We start from the raw sequence: 22896 nt of genomic DNA, 5'->3' as shown, positions 1-22896 counted from the left end.
CTCCACAGCCCGAATGGCATCAGCCATTCGGGCTGTGTCCGTTTAACAAGGTCCGTCCGCCCGCCGCGGGTCTAGCCTGGACCAGTGCAGAACGCGAGCGATCCAGCGGAAGTCGAAGTCGATGTCGAGCTCGCCGCCGGAGGGGCGCGCGCGCGTTCAGGAGTCGAGGTCCCGCAGCAGGGGAGCCGTTCGGGTCTGATCTCGGCGGTCGCCGCGTACTGCCTCTGGGGAGCGCTGCCGCTCTACTTCATCGCGCTCGCGCCGGCCGGAGCCTTCGAGGTCGTCGCCTGGCGGATCGTCTTCTCCCTCGTGTTCTGCGCCGTCCTCATCCTCGTGACCCGCTCCTGGCGTCGCCTGCTCGGGATCCTGCGGCAGCGGCGCATCGTCCTGGCGATGGGTCTCGCCGGCGCGCTCATCTACGTCAACTGGCAGACCTACGTCTACGGAGCGCTCAACGGCCAGGTCGTCGAGGCCTCGCTCGGGTACTTCATCAACCCGATCGTCACCGTCTTCCTCGGGGTGTTCTTCCTCCGCGAGCGGTTGCGTCCCGCACAGTGGGCCGCGGTGGTCGTCAGCGTGATCGCGGTGCTCGTCCTCGCGATCGGGCACGGCAGTGTCCCGTGGATCGCCCTCATCCTCGCCTTCTCCTTCGGCCTGTACGGCTACATCAAGAAGCAGGTCGGTGGCGTGGTCGACGCGGTGTCCGGGCTGACGCTCGAGACGGCGTGGCTGACACCGGTCGCGATCGCTCAGCTCATCGCCGTCGGGGTCTCCGGTGGGCTCACGATCGGCACCGCCGGCGTGGGGCACACCCTCCTGCTGATCGGTGCCGGTGTCATCACGGCCGTCCCGCTCCTCCTGTTCGCCGCCGCGGCTCGGCGATTGCCGCTCACCTGGATGGGGTTCATCCAGTACTTCGCGCCGATCATCCAGTTCGTCGTCGGCGTGGCGGTCCTCCACGAGGCGATGCCGCCGGAGCGTTGGCTGGGTTTCGGACTCGTCTGGTTGGCGCTCGCCATCCTCACGGGCGACATGCTCGTGGCGTCCGCGCGCGGCCGACGGTCCGCGGCCGCCGATCGACGCCGTGCCGCGAGGGTCTGAACAGCGGATTCCGTCGCTGATCGCGCGACCACTGCAGGAAAGACGCGAAACCGGTGCCTCTGAGGTAACGATTTGGTCGTGTTACACGCTTGTAACGTCAACGACATTGTCCAGCGCACTCTCAGCGGATAACTTGACACAACGGCAGCCCCTGGAGCTGCCACTCTTCTGACAAGCAAGGAGTACCATGAGCGTCTTTTCGAAGGCCACGGCCGCTCGCTCCCGCCCTCGTGCCATCGTTCTCGGTGGCATCGCACTGATCGGAGCCAGCGCGCTGGTCCTGAGCGGATGCGCCTCAGGTGGCAGTGACGACAGTGGCAGCGGCAGCAGCAAGCCTGCTGGCGACCTCACCCTGAAGCTCGGCACCGCGTTGCCCCAGACGGGCAACCTGGCGTTCCTCGGCCCGCCCGAGGAAGCCGGCGTCGGTCTCGCGGTCAAGGAGGTCAACGACGCCAACCTGGGCATCAAGATCGACCTGACGCTCGGCGACTCGGGTGACTCCGACAACAAGGCGTACGCGACCGAGGTCCCCCGTCTGCTCTCCGAGGGCGTCACCGCCATCATCGGTGCGGCATCGTCGGGTGTGTCGAAGCTCTTCATCGACGAAGTCACCGGCGCAGGCGTCATCCAGTTCTCCCCGGCGAACACCTCCGCCGACTTCACGACGTGGGACGACAACGGTCTCTACTGGCGGACGGCGCCGTCCGACGTGCTGCAGGGCGAGGTCCTCGGGAACCTGATCGCGGAGGACGGCAACGCCACCCTCGGCATCATCTACTTGAACGACTCGTACGGCACCGGCCTGGCGAAGTTCACCAAGGAGGCGTTCGAGAGCGCCGGCGGTGAAGTGGTCGCCGAGCAGTCGTACAACACGGGCGACACCTCCTTCGACGCGCAGATCAGCGCGGTCAAGGCGGAGAACCCCGACGCGATCGCGATCATCGCGTTCGAGGAGACCAAGACGATCGTCCCCGGACTCGCCGGGTTCCCGTCGGACAAGCTCTACTTCGTGGACGGCAACCTCGCCGACTACAGCGCCGACTTCGCTCCCGGTACCCTCACGGGCGCCAAGGGGACGCTGCCCGGTCTCGACACCGCCAAGCTCGGTGACTTCACCGACCGCCTCCAGGCGTTCGTGAAGGACGAGGGTGGCGAGCCGCTGAAGGACTACAGCTATGCGGCCGAATCCTACGACGCGGTCATCCTGCTCGCCCTCGCGGCGCTGCAGGCCGGCTCGACCGAGGGTGCCGACATGGCCGGCGAGCTCCAGTCCGTGTCCGGTGGCAAGGACAAGGGCGAGAAGGTGTCCACCTTCGAAGAGGGTGCGAAAGCCATCGCCGACGGCAAGAAGATCGACTACGACGGCAACTCCGGTCCGATCACCTTCGATGAGAACGGTGACCCGACCGAGGCGACCATCGGTATCTACCAGTACGGTGACGACAACAAGTACACCCGCACCAACTAGTCGCTCGCGCGACTGACGAGGCCCCGGAGCGATCCGGGGCCTTCGTCGTGTCCGGCGCCATGCGCTCCCGCCGGACCTGGCGCTGGTGTGGTGGTGGTGCCAGCGCGGTGCGCTGACGTGAGCGCGGGTCCAGCGCGTGAGCGCGGGCCTCCGGAGACCCGCGCTCACGCGCCGGGGGCGCGCTCGCGCCCGTTCACCGGCGGTGCTGCACAGCGGGGCGCGCTCATGCCAGTGCACCGCGCTGACGGTCGGTACGGTGCATTCACGTCAGCGCACCGCGCTGGCCACGAAAGAAGAGCCACGGGTCAGCGGAACGCGCGCTGCGACCCTGCGCGCTCGAGCTTCGCAGCGAGCCGGCTCGGATGGACGAGGTCCTCCCAAGTGGCGCGGACGACGGTGTAGCCGAGCGCACGAAGTCGGTCTTCCCGGAGCTTCTCCGCTAGGACGATGTCGGCCACATCGCGTCCCTGCATGAACTCCTCTCGCACATACTTCTGGCGGCCGTCGAGTTCGAGGATCACCTGTTCGTCCGGCCAGACGGCATCGACGATGCCGATCGGTCCGTCGGCGTCGGCGAACGACTGTTGCAGGGACGGGACGGCGAATCCGAGCTGGGCGATCACGACGCGCATCTTGGACTCGCCACCGTTCGCCGCCCGGGGGTCCGCGAAGCTGATCGCGAACCGCACTTGCCGTCCTCCACGACGCGCCGGCAGATCTCGTGCGAGCGAGCGAAGTGCGCTCTCGTCCGTGAGCCTCAGCCGGAGCGCGGCGTCGGCGACGGCGACCGCGTCGTCGAGGCGCGCGATCCGGGCGAGATCGACCACCGTTCGAGCCGGGTCGGTCACCGGGAGCCCGTGCCGCATCCGATGCGCAACGGCGCCTTGCGTCGTATGACGGATGATTCCCGGTGCTGAGCGTCCTCCGCGGTCGCCGCTCGTCAACGTGTGCACCTCGGCAGGCCATGGGCCGACGATCGGTAGTCCCCAGAGCCGCGCAGCCGAGTAGTGGCTGAACAGGGCGTCCTTCCGCAGGGCGACGGCCGCCGCGTCGATCCGGAGGCGGTAGCGGTCATCGGGGGACAGGGATCGCCAGGTCGGTTCAGGGACGTAGATGCCTTTTCGCAGACGCACCAGGTCTCCGTCGCGATGAGCGGCACTCACCAGACGCTCAGCACCGACCCGACGTGCGTCTCGGACGAGCAGGAGGCCGTTCGGGCGGATGAGCAGGTTCAGATCGAAGGATTCCATCGACTCACCGTGCCCGTTCCGAGGTGCTCCAACACGGATGAGAGAGGAGGTGTGGAAACGGCCACTCGCCCAGCTCGCGGTGGAGCGAGCCTCGGCGTGGTGCTCAGCGCGGTGCGCTGACGTCACCGCGGGTCACGGGCGTCAGCGCGGGTCGCTGTGCCGCGGGGGAGGTGACTCGGCGTGAGCGCGGGTGGAGGGCGTGAGCGCGGGTGGAGGGCGTGAGCGCGGGGCTCCGGAGACCCGCGCTCACGCGCCAGGACCGCGCTCACGTCAGCGCACCGCGCTGGCACAAGGGGGAGGGGCGGGAAGGAGAGGCCGGAATGCACAACTCCTCCGTCCCCGTCTCAGGAGGCCGTCTTGGTGCGACGGTGCCCCTCGGGGGAGGGAGGAGTTGTGGTTCGATCACCGGTCGGGTTCCGGTGGCTTCAGGTCGTCACACAGCCGATGGCCGGGACGAGCACGTTCGAGGGTACCGAAGTACCCGCCGAGCCGCGAGTGGGGAACCCCTGATCAGTCCTCGTCCTGGCCGAGCGTGCCCAGGTAGAGTCCGATGACCTTGTCGTCCGACAGCAGTTCACGGCCGGTACCGGTGTAGGCGTCACGTCCCTGGTCGAGCACATAGCCGCGGTCGCAGATCTGGAGGCAGCGACGCGCGTTCTGCTCGACCATGATGGTCGTGACACCGGCCTTGTTGATGTCGGACACCCGGATGAACGCGTCGTCCTGCCGGACAGGAGACAGCCCGGCGGACGGCTCGTCGAGGAGCAGCACGTGCGGGTCCATCATCAGCGCGCGCGACATCGCGACCATCTGCCGCTCACCACCGGACAGCGAACCGGCACGCTGCTTCAACCGCTTGCCGAGTTCACTGAAGATGCCGGTGACGAACTCCAGGCGCTCGGTGTACTGCTTCGGCTTCTGGAACAGCCCCATCTTCAGGTTGTCCTCGATGGTGAGGCTCGGGAACACGTTGTTCGTCTGCGGGACGAATCCCACACCACGGGCCACGAGCTTGTTCGCCCGGAGCCCGGTGATGTCCTCACCGTTCAGGAGGACCTGACCGCTCCGCACCTTCACCTGTCCGAAGATCGCCTTGAGCAGCGTCGACTTGCCGGCGCCGTTCGGCCCGATGATGCCGATGAGCTCACCCTTGCGCGCCGTGAGGTTCGCGCTGTTGAGGATGTTCACCCCGGGCAGGTAGCCGGCCGTCAGATCGCTGACCTCGACGACCATCTCGGCGGTGTTGACCGCAGTGCCGCCCACGGGGGCGCCCTTCACGTCGCTCATTTCCGCTCCTCCTCGGGCTCGGCGCCAGCCGCGAGCCGTTCGTCTTCGATCTCGGCCAGCAGCTCTTCGGCTGCGGCGCTGTCCTCGCCGGCGATCCGGCCCGTCACGACACCGAGGTCGACGTCCTGGTGGCTGCCGAGGTAGGCGTCGATGACGGCCGGGTTCTCCATGACGGTGTCCGGCGGCCCTTCGGCGACGACGCGACCCTCGGCCATGACGACCACCCAGTCGGCGATGTGGCGCACCATCTGCATGTCGTGCTCGACGAACAGCACGGTCATGCCCTCGTCCTTCAACGCGAGGATGTGGTCGAGCAGCGACTGCGTGAGCGCCGGGTTGACGCCGGCCATCGGCTCGTCGAGCATGACGAGCTTCGGGTCGCTCATGAGCGCCCGAGCCATCTCGAGGAGCTTGCGCTGGCCGCCGGACAGGCTGGCGGCGTAGTCGTCGCGCTTGGTGTCGAGCTTGAACCGCCGGAGCAGGTCCATCGCCTTGACCTCGAGGTCCGCCTCCTGCTTCCGCCAGAGCGGCTTCACGAGGCTCGAGAAGATGCCCTCGCCGGTCTGGCCGGTCGCTCCGAGCTTCATGTTCTCGAGCACGGTCAGGAGGCCGAGCGCCTTCGTCAGCTGGAAGGTGCGGACCTGCCCCATGCGGGCGACCTTGAACGCCGGGACGCCCCCGAGGCTCTTCCCGTCGAAGTTCCACGTTCCGGTGTTGGGCTTGTCGAAACCGGTCAGCAGGTTGAACAGGGTGGTCTTGCCGGCACCGTTCGGGCCGATGAGCGCGGTGATCGCGTTGCGGGGCACCTCGAGGTGCTCCACGTTCACCGCCTGCAGGCCGCCGAAGGTCCGGGTGACCTGGTCCGCGATGAGGATCGGGTCGACCTTCTTGACGCCCGGGACGATCTCGCCGACGTGGAGACCGGTGGTCTTGACCGGCCGCGAGGTGGGTGAGCTGTTACTTGACAAAGGTCAGCTCCTTCTTGTTTCCGAGGATGCCTTGCGGCCTGAAGATGACGATCAGCATGAGCGCGACACCCACCAGCACGTAGCGGAGCGTCGACGCCTGCGTCGAGCTCATGAACGGCAGGACGTCGGCCTTCACGAGCGCCGGGAGGACGTTCGACAGGAACGCCATGATCACCCAGAAGATCACCGAGCCGAGCAGCGGTCCGAAGACCGTCGCGGCCCCACCGAGCAGGAGGATCGTCCAGATGAAGAACGTGAGGCTGGTGACGTACACGCTGGGCACGACCGCGGAGGGCAGCGCCAGCACCACCCCGCCGAGTGCGCCGAAGACGCCACCGACGACGAGCGCCTGCATCTTGTACGCGAACACGTTCTTGCCGAGCGCGCGCACGGCGTCCTCGTCCTCGCGGATGCCCTTCAGGACGCGGCCCCAGGGGCTGCGCATGAGGAGGAACACGAGGAGGGCTGCGACGGCCAACAGCAGGATGCCGAAGATCCGGACCCACCACTGGTTCGCGTTGAGCTCCCACGGGCCGAAGCCGTAGATGCCCTCCGGGATCGGGTTCGCGGCCCGGAATCCGGCGTGGTAGTTGCCGAGGCCGTCGGCGGAGTTGGTGTACTCGTCGAAGACCTGCGTGGTGAAGAGCAGGCGGACGATCTCCGCCGCGGCGATCGTCACGATGGCCAGATAGTCGGCCCGCAATCGCAGCGTCGGAATGCCGAGGATGAAGGCGAAGACCACCGATGCCAGGCAACCGACGATGATGCCGGCCCACCACGGGAGGTCGAAGCTCAGGATCGAGATGGCGTAGCCGTAGGCGCCGAGCGCCATGAACCCGGCCATACCGAAGTTCAGCAACCCGCCGTAGCCGAAGTGCACGGCCAATCCGAGTGCTGCGAGCGCGTAGGCGATCGTCTCCGGGCTGATGACCCAAGCGAGCGTGTTCGAGAGAATGCTTCCCCAGTCCATGCGCGTGCCCCTAACCGATTCTCTCGCGACGTCCGAGGATGCCCTGCGGTCTCACGAGGAGCACCGCGATGAGCACCACGAGGGCGCCGACGTACTTGATGTCAGACGGGATCCAGAGCGTCGAGACTTCGACGAGGATGCCGATGATGAGGGCGCCGACCATGGCGCCGAAGGCCGTTCCGAGCCCGCCGAGGGTGATGGCCGCGAAGATGAGGAGGAGCAGCTGCGCTCCCATGTCCCACTTGATGCCGGGTCGGAAGTACGCCCACAGGATGCCGGAGAGGCCGGCGAGGGTGGCTGCGAGGATCCAGACGATGCGGACCACGCGGTCGACGTCGATACCGCTCGCCGCTGCGAGGCTCGGGTTGTCCGAGATCGCCCGCGTCGCCTTGCCGGTCTTCGTCTTGATGAGCCACCAAGCCACACCGAGGAGCACCACGACGCTGACCGCCATGCTGATCATGTCGGTGACGCTGAGCGAGACCGTGCCGAACAGCTTGATGTTCTCCTCTCCGGAGCCGGGCAGCTGGAAGGTGCCGCCGCCGACGAAGTAGAGGAAGACGTAGCGGAGCGCCAGCGACAGGCCGATCGAGACGATCATCACCTGCACGATGCCGACGCCCTTGCGTCTCAAGGGTCTCCAGATGCCGGCGTCGAGCGCGAAGCCGAAGGCGGCGCTCAACGCGAGGGCGATGATGATGGCCAGCCAGATGGGCCACTGCAGGAACACCCCGAAGACGAGCGCCATGATCGCGCCGAACGTCACCATCTCCGCGTGGGCGAAGTTGCTGAGGCCGGTGGTGCCGAACACGAGCGACGCTCCGATGGCCGCCAGGGCGAGCATGAGCCCGAAGTTCAGCCCGTTGACGAGCCGTTCGGCGAGCTGGTCCCAGAAGCTGACGGTGACGCGTTCGCCCTCACCGAGGAAGAAGTTCACGGACTTGGATTGGGTGAGGCCGAACTCGGCCTCGATGGTCGCGCCGCCTTCGGCGACGATGACGCCCTTCGGGAGGGTCTCCTCGTCGAGGGTGACCTTGTACGTACCTTTCTCGGGGACGCCGATCTTCCACTTGCCGTCGGCATCGGTGTCGACGTCGGCCTTGTAGCCGTTGCCGTCGACCGTGATGTTCACGCCGTCGAGTGGTTTGTCGTCGTACTTGACGTTCCCAGCGAAGTAGAAGTCGTACTCCTCACCCACTTCGTCGGCATGAGCCGGGACGGCGCTCATGACGGACGTGAGGGTGATCGCCCCGAACAGCAAGGCGATGAGGAGCACGAATCTCCGTGCCAGTCTCGGGTTTCGGGTTGTTCCAGCGAACTTCACTGCACCTCCAGTGCCAGCCCACATTCGTGGACCGTTCTCCTGCGTCGGACAACGCTGTTCGACGATAGAACCTGATTATTGCCTACATGTTTCGCCCATGCGTATTTCTGCGCATGGTTTTGTCGGGATCGTGGAATAGGGGTACGCCCTGCTCGGTTACCATGGTGATACCGGCAGGTCTGCGTTTCTCCGGTGTGTTCGTGGCTATGAGAGGGATAAATGGACCAGCCTGATCCGTTCGGATTCGTAGGACTCACGTATGACGATGTGCTGCTGCTCCCCGGGCACACCGACGTCATCCCGAGCGAGGCGGAGACCTCGTCCCGCTTGACCAAGCGGATCACCGTGAACACGCCGCTGCTGTCGAGTGCGATGGACACCGTGACCGAGGCGCGCATGGCGATCGCGATGGCTCGCGAGGGCGGCATCGGGATCCTGCACCGCAACCTGTCGATCACCGACCAGGCCGAGCAGGTCGACCGCGTCAAGCGGAGCGAGTCGGGCATGATCACGAACCCGATCACCACCACGGCCGACGCCACCGTCGCCGAGGTGGACGAGCTGTGCGGTCAGTTCCGCATCTCCGGGCTCCCCGTCGTCAACGGCGAGGGCGTGCTCGTCGGCATCATCACCAACCGCGACATGCGCTTCGTCTCGCCGTTCGAGAAGGCGACCACGCGGGTCAGCGAGGTCATGACGAGCACCGGTCTCGTCACGGCGCCCGTCGGCACCGATCGCAACGCGGTGATGGCGCTCCTCGCGCAGCACCGGATCGAGAAGCTCCCCCTCATCGACGAGGCGGGCAAGCTCAAGGGCCTCATCACCGTCAAGGACTTCGACAAGAGCGAGAAGTACCCGCTCGCCACGAAGGACGACTCCGGCCGTCTCCGTGTCGGCGCGGCCATCGGCTTCTTCGGTGACGCCTGGTCCCGTGCGGGTCAGCTGCTCGACGCTGGCGTCGACGTCATCGTGGTCGACACCGCCAACGGTGAGAGTGCCGGCGTGCTCGACATCATCCGCAAGCTCAAGGCAGACCCGGCGTTCGCCGGTGTCGACGTCATCGGCGGCAACGTCGCGACGCGGTCGGGCGCCCAGGCCCTCATCGAGGCAGGTGCCGACGCCATCAAGGTGGGCGTCGGTCCCGGCTCCATCTGCACCACCCGTGTCGTCGCCGGTGTGGGCGTGCCCCAGGTGACCGCGGTCTACGAGGCGTCGCTCGCGGCCCGCGAGGTGAACGTCCCGGTCATCGCCGACGGCGGCCTGCAGTACTCCGGCGACATCGCCAAGGCCCTCGTGGCCGGTGCCGACACGGTCATGCTCGGTTCGCTCCTCGCCGGTACCGACGAGAGCCCCGGCGACCTCGTGTTCGTGGGCGGCAAGCAGTTCAAGAACTACCGGGGCATGGGTTCGCTCGGAGCCATGCAGACGCGTGGCGAGAAGACGTCCTACTCCAAGGACCGCTACTTCCAGGCCGACGTGCCGAGCGACGACAAGCTGATCCCCGAGGGCATCGAGGGCCAGGTGCCCTACCGCGGACCGGTCTCGGCCGTCGCGTACCAGCTCATCGGCGGGCTGCGTCAGTCGATGTTCTACGTCGGTGCACGCAACATCGGTGAGCTGAAGGCGAAGGGCAAGTTCGTCCGCATCACCTCCGCCGGTCTCAAGGAGTCGCACCCGCACGACGTGCAGATCGTCGTCGAGGCGCCGAACTACCGCAAGTGACCCCAGCGTGACCTCGACGGTCCGGCAGGCGCCCGCCTGCCGGACCGTCGTCGTCGTAGGCGACCGATAGGCTGGTCTGGTGAGCATGGATATTGAGATCGGCCGGTCAAAGCGCGCCCGGCGCGCGTTCGCCTTCGACGACATCGCCGTCGTCCCGTCGCGGCGGACCCGCGACCCGCAGGACGTCTCTGTGTCGTGGTCCATCGACGCCTACCAGTTCGAGATCCCCGTGCTCGCGGCACCCATGGACTCCGTCGTCTCACCGAAGACCGCGATCATGATGGGCCAGCTGGGCGGAGTCGGCGTGCTCGACCTCGAGGGCCTCTGGACCCGGTACGAGGACCCGGAGCCGCTCCTCGCCGAGATCCGCTCGCTGCCCGTCGGTCGCGCGACCGCTCGCATGCAGGAGATCTACGCCGAGCCCATCAAGCCCGAACTCGTGACCGCTCGCCTGGCCGAGATCCGCGCCGCCGGCGTGACCGTCGCGGCGGCCCTGTCGCCGCAGCGCACGCAGGAGCTCTACGAGACCGTCGTCGCCGCGGGCGTCGACCTCTTCGTGATCCGCGGCACGACCGTGTCCGCCGAGCACGTCTCCAAGAACCAGGAGCCGCTCAACCTCAAGAAGTTCATCTACGAACTCGACGTGCCGGTCATCGTCGGCGGTGCGGCCACCTACACGGCGGCGCTGCACCTCATGCGGACCGGTGCGGCCGGCGTACTCGTCGGCTTCGGCGGCGGCGCGGCCTCCACCACGCGAGCCTCGCTCGGGATCCACGCACCCATGGCGACCGCGGTGGCCGACGTGGCGGGCGCTCGCCGCGACTACCTCGACGAGTCGGGCGGCCGGTACGTCCACGTCATCGCCGACGGCGGCCTCGGTACCTCCGGCGACATCGTCAAGGCCGTCGCGATGGGTGCCGACGCCGTCATGCTCGGCACCGCACTCGCCCGTGCGACCGATGCGCCGGGTGGTGGCTGGCACTGGGGTGCCGAGGCGCACCACCTGCAGCTGCCGCGCGGTCGTCGTGTCGAGGTCGGAACCGTCGCCACGCTCGAGGAGATCCTGTACGGGCCGTCGCCGAAGTCGGACGGCACCGCCAACCTCATCGGTGCGCTCCGTCGCTCGATGGCCACCACCGGATACTCGGACCTCAAGGAGTTCCAGCGCGTCGAGGTCGTCGTCGCGCCGTACCAGGGCAACTGACGCTTGCGGGAGCCCACGGGTTCCCGCAAGCGGTTGTCGGCTCGGAAGCTCGGCGCTAGCCTCGGAAGCAGAGCCTCGCAGACGAGGTCCTGCAGTGCAGGACCGTCGCGAGGGCGGTTCCAGCGAGCGGAGTTCGACGATGGCCACCACGCCCAACAACGTGTCCCGATCCACCAAGCTGGGGATGGAGGAACGCGACGCCGCGATCGAAGCGCTGAAGAGCAAAGAACTCGACATCCTCGTCGTCGGCGGCGGCATCGTCGGTACGGGAGCGGCGCTCGATGCGGTCACCCGCGGTCTGAGCACCGGCCTGCTCGAGGCCCGCGACTGGGCGAGCGGTACCTCCAGCCGTTCCTCCAAGCTCGTGCACGGCGGTATCCGCTACCTCGAGCAGCTCGACTTCCGGCTCGTCCGTGAGGCGCTCATCGAACGCGGGCTGCTGTTGCAGCGCATCGCCCCGCACCTCGTGAAGCCGGTCCGCTTCCTGTACCCGCTCAACAAGCCGGTGTTCGAGCGGTTCTACATCGGCGCCGGCATGCTGCTGTACGACCTCTTCAGCTGGACGGGTGGTCGTCCGCCGGGCGTCCCGCACCACCGACACCTGTCGAAGCGTCAGGTGCTCAGCTCCATCCCGAGCCTGAAGTCGGACGCGTTCGTCGGTGGCCTGACCTACTACGACGCCCAGGTCGACGACGCGCGCTACGTCGCATCGCTCGCGCGGACGGCCTCCGCCTACGGGGCGCACGTGGCCAGCCGCGTGCGGGTCGAGGGGTTCATCAAGGTCGGCCAGCGGGTCGTCGGCGTGAAGGCGCACGACCTCCAGACCGACGAACGCTTCGAGATCCGGGCCAAGCAGGTCGTGAACGCGACGGGTGTGTGGACCGATGACACCCAGTCGATGGTGGGGGAGCGCGGCCAGTTCAAGGTTCGCGCCTCGAAGGGCATCCACCTCGTCGTGCCTCGGGACCGGTTCCAGTCGAGCATGGGTCTCCTGCTGCGCACGGAGAAGAGCGTGCTCTTCGTCATCCCGTGGGGCCGCCACTGGCTCATCGGCACGACCGACACCGACTGGCATCTCGACAAGGCGCACCCCGCGGCGACGGCTGCGGACATCGACTACCTGCTGGAGCGCGTCAACACGGTCCTCGCCGTCCCACTCACCCGCGAGGACGTCGAGGGCGTCTTCGCCGGACTCCGCCCCCTGCTCGCCGGGGAGTCGGAGCAGACCTCCAAACTGTCGCGTGAACACCTCGTCGCTCACTCGGTGCCGGGTCTCGTTGTGATCGCCGGTGGCAAGTGGACCACGTACCGGGTGATGGCGAAGGACGCGATCGACGCCGCCGTCGACGCCCTGGACGGCAAGATCCCGGCCAGTGCGACGGAGAACATCGCGTTGCTCGGTGCCGAGGGGTACCAGGCCGCGTGGAACAAGCGCGGCAAGATCGCTCGTGCGTTCGGCGTCCACACCGCACGGATCGAACACCTGTTGAACCGCTACGGTGTGCTCACCGACGAGCTGCTCGACCTCCTCAAGGAGGACCCGACGCTCGCCGAGCCGCTCCCCGGCGCCGACGACTACATCGGCGCCGAGGTCGTCTACGCGGCGTCCCACGAGGGTGCCCTCCACCTCGACGACGTCCTCGCCCGCCGGACGCGGATCTCCATCGAGGCCTGGGACCGCGGGGTCTCGGCGGCTCCGGTCGCGGCCAAGCTCATGGGAGGCGTCCTCGGTTGGGACGAGGAGCGGATCGCCAAGGAGGTCTCGTACTACCTCGAGCGCGTCACCGCCGAGCGGGCGTCCCAGGAACAGCCGAACGACGAGGCCGCCGACCGCGTGCGGCTCGAGGCACCGGACATCGTCCCGGGGGCCTGATCGTCCGGTGATCGCCCGCACCGCAACCGCTGCGGGCCTCTCGGGCGAGCGACGCAGGCGTGGCGGATAGACTAGGAGGACTGCCACAACAAGCCTGAGGAGTACAGCCATGGTGGATGTTCGGCGGGTCAAACTTCCCGGAGTCGGTGTGCTGCACACCTTCGTCACGGACGACGGCGGCAAGGTCGGGGTCATCGCCCACCGCTCCGGCCACAGCGACCTCATCACCTTCGCCGACCACGAGGACGGTGCCGACGCGGGCAAGGTGTCGCTCCGGTTGAACGAAGACGAGGCGCACACGCTCGCCGAGCTGCTCGGTGGCACACAGATCACCGAATCGCTCAGCGCACTCGACCAGATCCCCGGGCTCAGCATCGACTGGTTCACCGTCGACTACGAAGACCACATCGCCGGGCAGCCGCTCGGCAACCCCGCCGAGAAGGGCATGGTCGGTCTCACGGTCGTGGCCGTCGTCCGAGGCGATTCCGCGAACCCGGCCCCCGCGGCCGACTTCCGGGTGTTCCCGGGCGACACGCTGGTCGTGGCGGGTAGCCCGGAGAAGGTCGCGAAGGCCTTCGCCTACTTCCGTTCGGGCGCCGTCAAGAAGGTCGCCGTCGACGCCCCGCCCGGAGGGTAGGGATGCTGCACGCCGCGACCGACAACCCCCACCTCGGCCAGGATCTCCTCATCCTCGGCGTCCTGTTCGTCATCGCCTACATCCTCGGCCGCCTCGGCAAGCTCATCGGGCTCCCGTCGATCCCCGTCTACATGCTCGTCGGGCTCCTCGCGAGTCCGTACACGGGCTGGTTCCCCTTGGACTTCGCGAGCGCACAGATCGAACTGATCGCGGTGTTCGGGCTGGTCCTGCTGCTGTTCAACCTCGGCCTGGAGTTCGACCAGGACGAGTTCTTCGGCAATGCGGGGAAGCTGATCGTGTCCGGCGGGTCCTACATCCTCGTCAACATGGCCGCGGGGCTCGTCTTCGGCTTCCTCGTGGGGTGGGGGACCCGTGAGGCCCTCATCATCGCCGGGATCACCGCCACCAGCTCGAGCGCCATCGTCACCAAACTCCTCATCGAGCTCAAACGGCTGACGAACGACGAGACGCCGATGATCCTCGGCGTCACCGTCGTCGAGGACATCTTCATCGCCATCTACCTGGCGATCGTCGGTGTGGTCCTGAGCGGCGAGACGGAGGTCTGGCCGGTCATCGGCAAGCTGGCGATCGCCTTCACGTTCATCCTCGTGATGTTCACGATCGCGAGGTTCGGCGGTCGCTTCGTCTCGCGGTTGTTCCGCACCAAGGACGACGAGCTCTTCACCATCCTGTTCTTCGGCCTCGCGGTGGCCTTCGGCGGCATCGGCGAGATCCTCGGGGTCACCGACGCGATCGGTGCCTTCCTCATCGGTCTGGTGCTCGGCGCGACCCGCTTCCGCAACAAGATCGAGCAGATCGCGATCCCGCTCCGCGACGTCTTTGGCGCCTTCTTCTTCCTGAACTTCGGTCTCGCCCTCGACGCGACGAAGTTCGGGAGCGTCCTCGTCCCGGTGCTGCTCGCCGTCCTGATGACGGTGGTGCTCAACGTGATCGCCGGGCAGTTCGTCGCCTGGCTGAACGGCCTCGGACCACAGGCCGGCATCAACGCGGCGGTGATCCTCCAGAACCGAGGGGAGTTCGCGCTCATCCTCGCGACCCTGTCCCTGAGCGCCGGGTTGAACCCCCTCATCCAGCCGTTCGCCGGGCTGTACGTGCTGATCATGGCGGTGATGGGTCCCATCGTGGCCGGCCGCTCCGAGCAGATCGGCGCGTTCATCCTCAGGCCGCGTCGTCGCAAGCCGAAGCGCGTCGATCAACCCGACCGTTCCGAGGACGAGGCGATCGCCCTCGTCGCCGGAACGGCCGACGCCCCGGACGACAGCGCGCCAGACCCCGATCAGGCGGCCATCGACCGACTCGTCGAACAGGCGATGAACGACCAGGAACCACCAGCACGAAAGCGAGAGCCCGATTACTAGCCCCGCCCCGTCGGCACCAGGCCCGACCGACCACGGTCAGGCCCGTCCGACGCTCCGCTCCGTCATGCTGCGTCCTCGGTGGATCGGCGTCCTCGTCCTCTGCCTGGCCGTCGCCGGCGCGTTCGCGGCCCTCGGCCAGTGGCAGCTGGCCCGTGCCATCGAGTCCGGGCAGGTCGTCCCGTCCGAGACCGAATCGGTCCGGCCGCTCGCGGACGTCCTCGAGCCCGGGGTCGGGATCCGGGAGGTCGACGCCGGACAACGGATCAGCGTGACGGGCACGTGGGTGCCGGGGGACTACCTCGTCGTGGGCGACCGGGTGAACGACGGCGTGCTCGGCTACTGGGTCACCGGGCACCTCGCCACGGATCGGCCGGATGCGGCGGGCCTCGCGGTAGCGGTCGGCTGGACGAAGGACCGCCAGGTCGCCGACCGGGTCGCGGACGCGCTCAACGCCGACGCTCCGAGCGGAGTCGTCGAGCTCGAAGGACGGTTGAACCCACCGGAGGGACCTGAGGAGCCCGCGTCCGACGCGGCGCCGACCGACCTCGACAACATGTCGGTCGCGGCTCTGCTGAACCGATGGTCCGGTGCGGACGGCCTGCGGGTGTTCACCGCGTTCCTGGTGGACGACGACGCCGCCGACGGACTCGAGACCATCTCGTCGCCCGCGCCCAGCCAGGAGATCCAGCTCAACTGGCTGAACATCTTCTACGCGGCCGAATGGGTGGTCTTCGCCTGCTTCGCCGTCTTCCTCTGGTACCGCCTCGCGAAGGACGCCTGGGAGCGCGAGATCGAGGAGCTCGAGGACGCCGAGGAACAGGCGTCGCAGCCCACCGCGTGATGTCCGGAGCCCCGATGGCCGCGGCTAAGATGGAGGGCATGCCCCTCCAGCCGAAACCGTCGACGTTTCCCGCGATCCGAGGCGCGCTGAAGTTCTATCAGGTGGCCGCGCCGATCACCGGTGTACTGCTGCTGTCGCTCTGCGCCGAGATGCTCATGAAGTACGCGTTCGGCCTCGAGCTCGAGCTCGGCGGTGCCTACGGGTTTCTCGCCTTCGTCCCGTCCGGGACCGCCACCGCGGTCAACCTGAGCACGGGCATCCTCATCATCCACGGCTGGTTCTACGTCGTGTACCTGTTCGCCGCGTTCCGGCTCTGGAGCCTCATGCGGTGGAACGTCCTGCGTCTGCTCTGGCTCGCGCTCGGCGGCATCATCCCGTTCCTGTCCTTCTTCTTCGAGAGCCGCATCCCGCGGGAAGTGAAGGGCTACCTCTCCGGTCGCGAAGCAGCGGCGGCCGCCGAACCCGTGGAGTCCATGCAGTGAGTGAACCGACCCCCGCCGACGCGGAGCAGACCGCCGCCCGACCAGTCCTGGTCGTCGACTTCGGCGCGCAGTACGCCCAATTGATCGCCCGCCGCGTCCGTGAGGCCGGCGTGTACTCCGAGATCGTGCCGCACACGGTCACCGCCGCCGAGATCACCGCGAAGAACCCCGTCGGCATCGTGCTGTCCGGTGGCCCGTCGAGCGTCTACGAGCCGGGTGCTCCGTCGCTCGACGAGGGCATCCTCGAGCTCGGTGTCCCCACCTTCGGCATCTGCTACGGCTTCCAGGTCATGGCCAAGCAGCTGGGCGGCGAGGTCGCTCACACCGGTCTTCGCGAGTACGGCGCCACCGACGCGACGAGCGTCGTGGACGTCCCCGGCACCCTGCTGCACGGCGTCCCGACCGAGCAGAACGTGTGGATGAGCCACGGCGACTCCGTCTCCAAGGCGCCGGAGGGCTTCGAGGTCCTCGCCTCGACCGCCTCGACCCCGGTCGCGGCGTTCGCCAACGCCGAGCGCGGGCTCTACGGGGTCCAGTGGCACCCGGAGGTCAAGCACTCCGCCTACGGGCAGCAGGTGCTCGAGAACTTCCTGCACCGGGCGGCGGGCATCCCCGCCGACTGGAACAGCGGCAACGTGATCGCCGAGCAGGTCGAGCGCATCCGTGCGCAGGTCGGCGACGCCAAGGTCATCTGCGGGCTGTCGGGCGGTGTCGACTCCGCGGTCGCCGCGGCGCTCGTGCACGAGGCCGTCGGCGACCAGCTCGTCTGCATCTTCGTCGACCATGGCCTCCTCCGGAAGGACGAGCGCCGCCAGGTCGAAGAGGACTTCGTCGCCTCGACCGGCGTCCGACTGGTCACGGTCGACGCCCGCGAGCAGTTCCTGTCGGCGCTCGCCGGCGTGAGCGACCCCGAGCAGAAGCGCAAGATCATCGGGCGCGAGTTCATCCGTTCCTTCGAGCAGGCGGAGATCGACCTCGTCAAGGAGGCCCAGGACGAAGGGGAGCCCATCCGCTTCCTCGTGCAGGGCACGCTGTACCCGGACGTGGTCGAGTCCGGTGGTGGGTCGGGAACGGCCAACATCAAGAGCCACCACAACGTCGGCGGCTTGCCGGAAGACCTGCAGTTCGAGCTCGTCGAGCCCCTCCGCACCCTGTTCAAGGACGAGGTGCGCGCGATCGGCCGCGAGCTGGGTCTGCCGGAGGCGATCGTCGGTCGCCAGCCGTTCCCCGGCCCCGGTCTCGGCATCCGCATCGTCGGTGAGGTCACGGCCGAGCGCCTCGACCTCCTCCGCGACGCCGACGCGATCGCCCGCGAGGAGCTCACCGCGGCCGGCCTCGACCAGGAGATCTGGCAGTGCCCGGTCGTCCTCCTCGCAGACGTCCGGTCCGTGGGCGTCCAGGGCGACGGTCGCACCTACGGCCACCCCATCGTCCTGCGCCCGGTGTCCTCCGAGGACGCGATGACCGCCGACTGGACGCGTCTGCCGTACGACGTCCTCGCGCGCATCAGCAACCGCATCACGAACGAGGTGAAGGACGTGAACCGCGTCGTGCTCGACGTCACGTCGAAGCCGCCGGGGACCATCGAGTGGGAGTGATCACTCCCTGATCCACCGGAAGGCCGTCCCGTCTCGGGGCGGCCTTCCGTCGTCTGTCCGCCCCGGCGGCCTGGCGGCACGACGAAGGCCCGCCCCATGGTTGGGACGGGCCTTCGGTGGAGCCGGGCTGCTAGTTGCGCGAGATGGCGAGCAGACGCAGGATCTCGACGTAGATCCAGATGACCGTGACCATGATGCCGAAGGCGCCGGTCCAGCCGTACTTCGCGGGGGCGCGGTTCTGCACGCCGCGCTGGATGAAGTCGAAGTCGAGCACGAGCGAGTACGCACCCATCAGCACCGCGAAGATGCCGATGACGATCCCGAGCGGGATGCCGAAGATCGTCGCGCCGTACAGCCCGAAGGGGTTGTTGAGGACGCCGGTGAACATCAGCACCAGGTTGAGGAGCTGGAAGACGCCGTAGCCGATGATGGCGACGAGGAACACCTTCGTGAGCTTCTTCGAGGCACGGACCTTGCCGCTGGCGAACAGGGCGAGGGTCACGCCGACGACGGCGAGGGTCGCGAGGACCGCCTGCACGACGACGCCGGACCAGGCCGGGTTGGCTTCGAAGACGCGGGAGATACCGCCGACGAAGAGGCCCTGGAACACCGCGTAGCCGAGGATGAGCGCCGGCACCGGCTCCTTCTTGAAGGAGTTGACGAGACCGAGGCCGAGCCCGCCGATCATGCCGATGATCATCGGGAGGGCGAAGCCGCTGCCCGACTGCAGGAGCGAGGTCGTCCACATCCAGGAGACGACGGCGAAGACCACGAGCACGGCGAACGAACCGAGGGTCTTGACGAGCGTGTTCTCGATCGTCATGCGGTCGGCGGTGCCGACGCCCGCCGGTGCGGTGGGCTGTTCGTACATCTTCTGGAGCTGTTCGGCGGTCAGCGAGGGGTTCGCTGCTTGAGCTGCCTGCAGCGTCCCGCCTCCCTGCTTCGCGAATGCCGGGTTCTTCGAGAACGCGGGATTGTCGAGGGCCATGGCTGATTCCTACTCTCAGTCGTGGAGGCTGTGTCGCGCCAAGCGGCGCTGCTGGCACCCAGAGTATCCGAGTTCCCTTTGAATCAGCCGGGTCGGGCCTGGAAAGGTCCGGACGCCGCCGGATGTTCGCCGCCAGCTGACAGCCGACACCCGTCCAGGGTCGCCGGTCCTCGTCCTAGGCTGATCGCGTGCGCATCGACTCCTCGCCCAGCCCGCTCGTGATCGGACACCGGGGAGCGCCCGGGTACCGTCCTGAGCACACCGAGGCGTCCTACCGAGTCGCCTTCGCCCTCGGCGCCGACGCCGTCGAACCCGACCTCGTCGCCTCGAAGGACGGCGTGCTCGTGGTGCGTCATGAGAACGAGATCTCGGGGACGACGGACATCGCGTCCAGGCCGGACTTCGCCGATCGGCGGACTACGAAGACCATCGACGGCGATCAGCTGACCGGGTGGTTCACCGAGGACTTCACCTGGGCCGAGCTGTCGACGTTGACCGCCCGGGAGCGCATCCCCGCCCTGCGCCCGACCAGTGCCGACCACGACGGGTCGTCCCCCCTCCTCCGGTTCGCCGATCTCGTCGACATCGTCCGTGATGCTGCCAGAGAGCACGGGCGCCCGCTCGGCATCGTCGCCGAGGTGAAACACGCCACCCATTTCGCATCCGTCGGCCTCCCACTCGACCGGTTGCTCGCCGACGCCCTCGCCACGACCGGCTTCGGTGCGGACGCCGCCGCCGAACCGCTCATCGTCGAGTCGTTCGAACAGACCGTGCTCACGGCGTTGCAGCAGCGAGACGTGCGAGCGGAGTTCGTCTACCTCCTCGAACGGTCGGGCAGGCCGAGCGATCTGATGGCGCGACTGGGGGAGGCCGCGCCGAGCTACGCCGACGCCATGACTGACGCCGGTCTCGCGACGCTCGCGGGCGAGGTCGACGCCATCAGCGTCGACAAGGCGCTGCTGATCGATCTGGACGCCGAAGACGGCCCCAGCCCGACCGATCTCGTGCAGCGCGCGCACGCGGCCGGTCTCCGGGTCTACACCTGGACGCTCCGACCGGAGAACCGCTTCCTCGCGCCGCCGTTCCGCTCGGGGGAGGACCCGGCCGCGTTCGGCGACTGGCGGGCGGAGTTCGCCCTGGTGCTCTCGACGGGCGTCGACGGGGTCTTCGTCGACCATGCCGACCTCGGTGCGGCCGCCCGCTCGGCCCTCCTCGCTCAGCGGGAGCACTGACGCCCCGGTCCGGGTCGGGCCGATGTCGGAGGCAGCGCCTAGACTTGCAGGCGATATGGCGAGCACTCCTTCTTCGAACGCCGACGCCGTCCAACCGGTGATCGTCGACTGGCCCACAGCGTCCATCCCCGGGACGCCCTCAGACGAGCATGCCGCCGGGAGCCGTCTCCTCGACGGACTCAACCCGCAGCAGCGGATCGCCGTCGAGTACCGGGGGCAGGCGCTCCTCATCGTCGCGGGCGCCGGCTCCGGGAAGACGAGCGTGCTCACCCGGCGGATCGCGCTGCTGCTGGAACAGCGCGAGGCCTGGCCCAGCCAGATCCTCGCCATCACCTTCACGAACAAGGCCGCTGCCGAGATGCGTGAGCGCGTCGAGGCGCTCGTCGGCCAGGCTGCCCAGGGGATGTGGATCTCGACCTTCCACTCCGCCTGCGTCCGCATCCTCCGCCGGGAGGCGGAACACTTCGGGTTCACGAAGAACTTCACGATCTACGACAGCGGCGACCAGCGCGCCCTGCTGAAGCGCATCATCAAGGAACTCGAGGCCGACGCCTACGGGTTCACGCCGTCGAACACCTCGGCCAAGATCTCGAAGCTGAAGAACGAGCTCTCCGACGTCGAGTCGTACTCGCGCACGATCAACACGAACGATCCCCAGGAACTCGTGTTCCTGCAGATCTTCCGCAAGTACACCCGGGCGCTCGCCGACGCGAACGCCTTCGACTTCGACGACCTCATCAGCCAGACGGTGTTCCTGTTCCGGGCGTTCCCGCACGTCGCCGCGCAGTACCAGCAGCGGTTCCGGCACATCCTCGTCGACGAGTACCAGGACACGAACCACGCCCAGTACTCCCTCATCCGCGAGCTCACCCGTGCACCCGCCGCCGGCTCGGACCACCTGGCCATCGCGCAGGCGGACGGCGCCTCACTCACGGTCGTCGGTGACTCGGACCAGTCCATCTACGCGTTCCGTGGCGCGGACATCCGGAACATCACCGAGTTCGAGCGGGACTTCCCGGGAGCGAAGGTCGTCCTCCTCGAGCAGAACTACCGCTCCACCCAGAACATCCTCTCGGCGGCGAACGCGGTCATCTCCAACAACTTCGACCGCAAGGACAAGAAGCTGTGGACGGCCGTGGGCGACGGCGAGAAGATCGTCGGCTTCACCGGGTACTCCGGCCACGACGAGGCGCAGTTCATCGCCGACGAGATCGAGAAGCTGCGGAACGGCGGCACGGCCTACAGCGACATCGCGGTCTTCTACCGCACCAACGCCCAGACCCGTGCGCTCGAGGAGATCTTCATCCGGGCGGCATTGCCCTACCGGATCATGGGTGGCACCAAGTTCTACGAACGTGCGGAGATCAAGGACGCACTGGCGTACCTCGTGTCCGTCGCGAACCCCGCCGACATCATGGCGTTGCGGCGCATCCTCAACACCCCGAAGCGCGGCATCGGGCCGGCGACGGAGACGGCGCTCGCGAGCTTCGCCGAGAACAACGGCGTCACCTTCCGCGAGGCGATGCGGCGCGCCGACGCACTCGGGCTCGGCCCGAAGGTCACGAGCGCGATCCTCCAGTTGTCCGCGCTGCTCGACGAGGCACAGGCCGCGCTCGACGAGGCTGCGGCCGCCGACCGCCCAACCGCATCGGCGACCGCCGTCGGCGACGTCCTCTCGCTCCTCATGACGAAGAGCGGCTACCTCGACTCTCTGCGCAACAGCCGGGACCCACAGGACGAGGCGCGTGCCGAGAACGTCGACGAGCTCGTCGCGGTCACCAAGGAGTTCGCGAAGAACAACCCGGACGGCGGCATCGTGGACTTCCTCACCGAGGTCTCGCTCGTCGCCGCTGCCGACGACCTCGACGACGCGACCGGAAGCGTCTCCCTCATGACGCTCCACACGGCGAAGGGGCTGGAGTACGACGCGGTCTTCCTGACGGGCATCGAGGAGGACCTGCTCCCGCACCGGATGTCGGCGAGCGAACCCGGCGGCCCGGCGGAGGAGCGTCGTCTGTTCTACGTCGGCATCACCCGCGCCAGGAAGCGTCTGTACCTGTCGCTCGCGATGACCAGGGCCCAGTACGGCGAGACCGCCGTCGCGATGCCCAGTCGCTACCTGCAGGAGATCCCGGCCGACCTCATCGAGTGGCGGCAGTCGCCAGGCAACGTGAACGGCCGCGGCGGAACGCAGTCGCGGGCGCTCAACGCGCGCCGCGCCCCGTCGAGCGACCGCTGGTCGGTCCGCTCTCTGCCCGAGGGGGCGTCCGCCGGCGACACCCGGTTCTCCGGCGGGTCGAGCAAGCCGGAGACGGCCTGGGCGAACCGCATCACGGCGAAGGTCCGCGACAACGGCGACCTCGAACTCGTCCCCGGCGACCGGATCTCCCACGCGGACTTCGGCGTGGGACGCGTCAATGCCGTCACGGGGGAGGGCGCCAAGCGCATCGCCCACGTGCAGTTCGAGTCGGCCGGAGCGAAGAAGCTGCTGATCAAGATCGCCCCCATCGAGAAGGTGGACTGAGCCGGGCGACGGCGTTCGTCCAATGCTCCTCACGGGTTCCCCGGGCCG

18 protein-coding genes are annotated in these 22896 nt (G+C 67.9%); 12 read left to right on the top strand and 6 right to left on the bottom strand.

Annotated elements, in window-relative coordinates; genetic code table 11:
• The first annotated feature begins 195 nt into the window (after window positions 1–195).
• A complete protein-coding gene (rarD, locus tag QRN27_RS03855) occupies window positions 196–1101 on the top strand; it encodes an EamA family transporter RarD (protein ID WP_285041395.1) in 906 nt (301 codons plus the stop codon).
• A gap of 187 nt (window positions 1102–1288) precedes the next feature.
• Window positions 1289–2569 (top strand): ABC transporter substrate-binding protein, encoded by a 1281-nt coding sequence (locus tag QRN27_RS03850; RefSeq protein ID WP_194669323.1) that lies wholly within the window; start codon window positions 1289–1291, stop codon window positions 2567–2569.
• 305 nt (window positions 2570–2874) lie between these two features.
• On the opposite strand, the gene QRN27_RS03845 is transcribed toward QRN27_RS03850, so the two are convergent.
• The 5 genes from QRN27_RS03845 to QRN27_RS03825 all read right to left on the bottom strand — a co-directional run bounded on the left by QRN27_RS03845 (window position 2875) and on the right by QRN27_RS03825 (window position 8272).
• Window positions 2875–3819, bottom strand: a complete 945-nt coding sequence (locus QRN27_RS03845) for a PDDEXK family nuclease (protein ID WP_285040808.1) — start codon at window positions 3817–3819, stop codon at window positions 2875–2877.
• Window positions 3820–4329: 510 nt separating this feature from the next.
• Window positions 4330–5106, bottom strand: a complete 777-nt coding sequence (locus tag QRN27_RS03840; protein ID WP_056008041.1) for an ABC transporter ATP-binding protein — start codon at window positions 5104–5106, stop codon at window positions 4330–4332.
• The gene (locus QRN27_RS03835) at window positions 5103–6074 is read right to left on the bottom strand and encodes an ABC transporter ATP-binding protein (RefSeq protein ID WP_056008038.1); all 972 of its coding nucleotides are present in this window, start codon (window positions 6072–6074) and stop codon (window positions 5103–5105) included. The genes QRN27_RS03840 and QRN27_RS03835 overlap by 4 nt, the downstream gene beginning before the upstream one ends.
• The gene (locus QRN27_RS03830) at window positions 6064–7044 is read right to left on the bottom strand and encodes a branched-chain amino acid ABC transporter permease (RefSeq protein ID WP_056008035.1); all 981 of its coding nucleotides are present in this window, start codon (window positions 7042–7044) and stop codon (window positions 6064–6066) included. Before QRN27_RS03830 ends, QRN27_RS03835 begins: the two co-directional genes overlap by 11 nt.
• Before the next feature lie 10 nt (window positions 7045–7054).
• Window positions 7055–8272: a branched-chain amino acid ABC transporter permease gene (locus QRN27_RS03825; RefSeq protein ID WP_056011452.1), complete on the bottom strand. Its 1218-nt coding sequence runs from the start codon at window positions 8270–8272 to the stop codon at window positions 7055–7057.
• A 315-nt stretch (window positions 8273–8587) separates the two neighbouring features.
• Between QRN27_RS03825 and guaB the strand changes: the two genes are divergently transcribed.
• The 8 genes from guaB (at window position 8588) to guaA (ending at window position 18104) form a co-directional block, all read left to right on the top strand.
• On the top strand, window positions 8588–10090 hold the full coding sequence (guaB, locus tag QRN27_RS03820; RefSeq protein WP_056008033.1) for an IMP dehydrogenase: 1503 nt from the start codon (window positions 8588–8590) through the stop codon (window positions 10088–10090).
• Between the two features lie 85 nt (window positions 10091–10175).
• A complete protein-coding gene (locus QRN27_RS03815; RefSeq protein ID WP_056008030.1) occupies window positions 10176–11294 on the top strand; it encodes a GuaB3 family IMP dehydrogenase-related protein in 1119 nt (372 codons plus the stop codon).
• A 139-nt stretch (window positions 11295–11433) separates the two neighbouring features.
• Window positions 11434–13167 carry a glycerol-3-phosphate dehydrogenase/oxidase gene (locus QRN27_RS03810; RefSeq protein WP_285040807.1) on the top strand — a complete coding sequence of 578 codons (1734 nt, stop codon included), beginning with the start codon at window positions 11434–11436 and terminating at the stop codon, window positions 13165–13167.
• A gap of 109 nt (window positions 13168–13276) precedes the next feature.
• Window positions 13277–13804, top strand: a complete 528-nt coding sequence (locus QRN27_RS03805) for a cation:proton antiporter regulatory subunit (protein WP_056008027.1) — start codon at window positions 13277–13279, stop codon at window positions 13802–13804.
• A gap of 2 nt (window positions 13805–13806) precedes the next feature.
• A complete protein-coding gene (locus QRN27_RS03800; protein WP_285040806.1) occupies window positions 13807–15183 on the top strand; it encodes a cation:proton antiporter in 1377 nt (458 codons plus the stop codon).
• Window positions 15184–15247: 64 nt separating this feature from the next.
• Window positions 15248–16024 (top strand): SURF1 family protein, encoded by a 777-nt coding sequence (locus QRN27_RS03795; protein ID WP_285040805.1) that lies wholly within the window; start codon window positions 15248–15250, stop codon window positions 16022–16024.
• 38 nt (window positions 16025–16062) lie between these two features.
• Complete coding sequence (locus QRN27_RS03790; protein ID WP_056778703.1) at window positions 16063–16506, top strand: DUF3817 domain-containing protein; 444 nt, start codon at window positions 16063–16065, stop codon at window positions 16504–16506.
• Entirely contained in the window at window positions 16503–18104 is a 1602-nt protein-coding gene (gene guaA, locus QRN27_RS03785; RefSeq protein ID WP_285040804.1) for a glutamine-hydrolyzing GMP synthase, read from the top strand. The genes QRN27_RS03790 and guaA overlap by 4 nt, the downstream gene beginning before the upstream one ends.
• A gap of 130 nt (window positions 18105–18234) precedes the next feature.
• Here guaA and QRN27_RS03780 read toward each other — a convergent pair whose 3' ends face one another.
• The gene (locus tag QRN27_RS03780) at window positions 18235–19092 is read right to left on the bottom strand and encodes a Bax inhibitor-1/YccA family protein (protein WP_194669333.1); all 858 of its coding nucleotides are present in this window, start codon (window positions 19090–19092) and stop codon (window positions 18235–18237) included.
• Between the two features lie 194 nt (window positions 19093–19286).
• Between QRN27_RS03780 and QRN27_RS03775 the strand changes: the two genes are divergently transcribed.
• Together QRN27_RS03775 and QRN27_RS03770 are read left to right on the top strand one after the other, a co-directional pair.
• A complete protein-coding gene (locus tag QRN27_RS03775) occupies window positions 19287–20324 on the top strand; it encodes a glycerophosphodiester phosphodiesterase family protein (protein WP_285041394.1) in 1038 nt (345 codons plus the stop codon).
• A 55-nt stretch (window positions 20325–20379) separates the two neighbouring features.
• Window positions 20380–22848 carry an ATP-dependent helicase gene (locus QRN27_RS03770; protein WP_285040803.1) on the top strand — a complete coding sequence of 823 codons (2469 nt, stop codon included), beginning with the start codon at window positions 20380–20382 and terminating at the stop codon, window positions 22846–22848.
• The last annotated feature ends 48 nt before the right edge of the window (window positions 22849–22896 follow it).

The organism is Plantibacter sp. LMC-P-059a (assembly GCF_030209505.1).
Taxonomy (GTDB): domain Bacteria; phylum Actinomycetota; class Actinomycetes; order Actinomycetales; family Microbacteriaceae; genus Plantibacter.
This window is presented reverse-complemented; position numbering and strand designations above follow the sequence as displayed.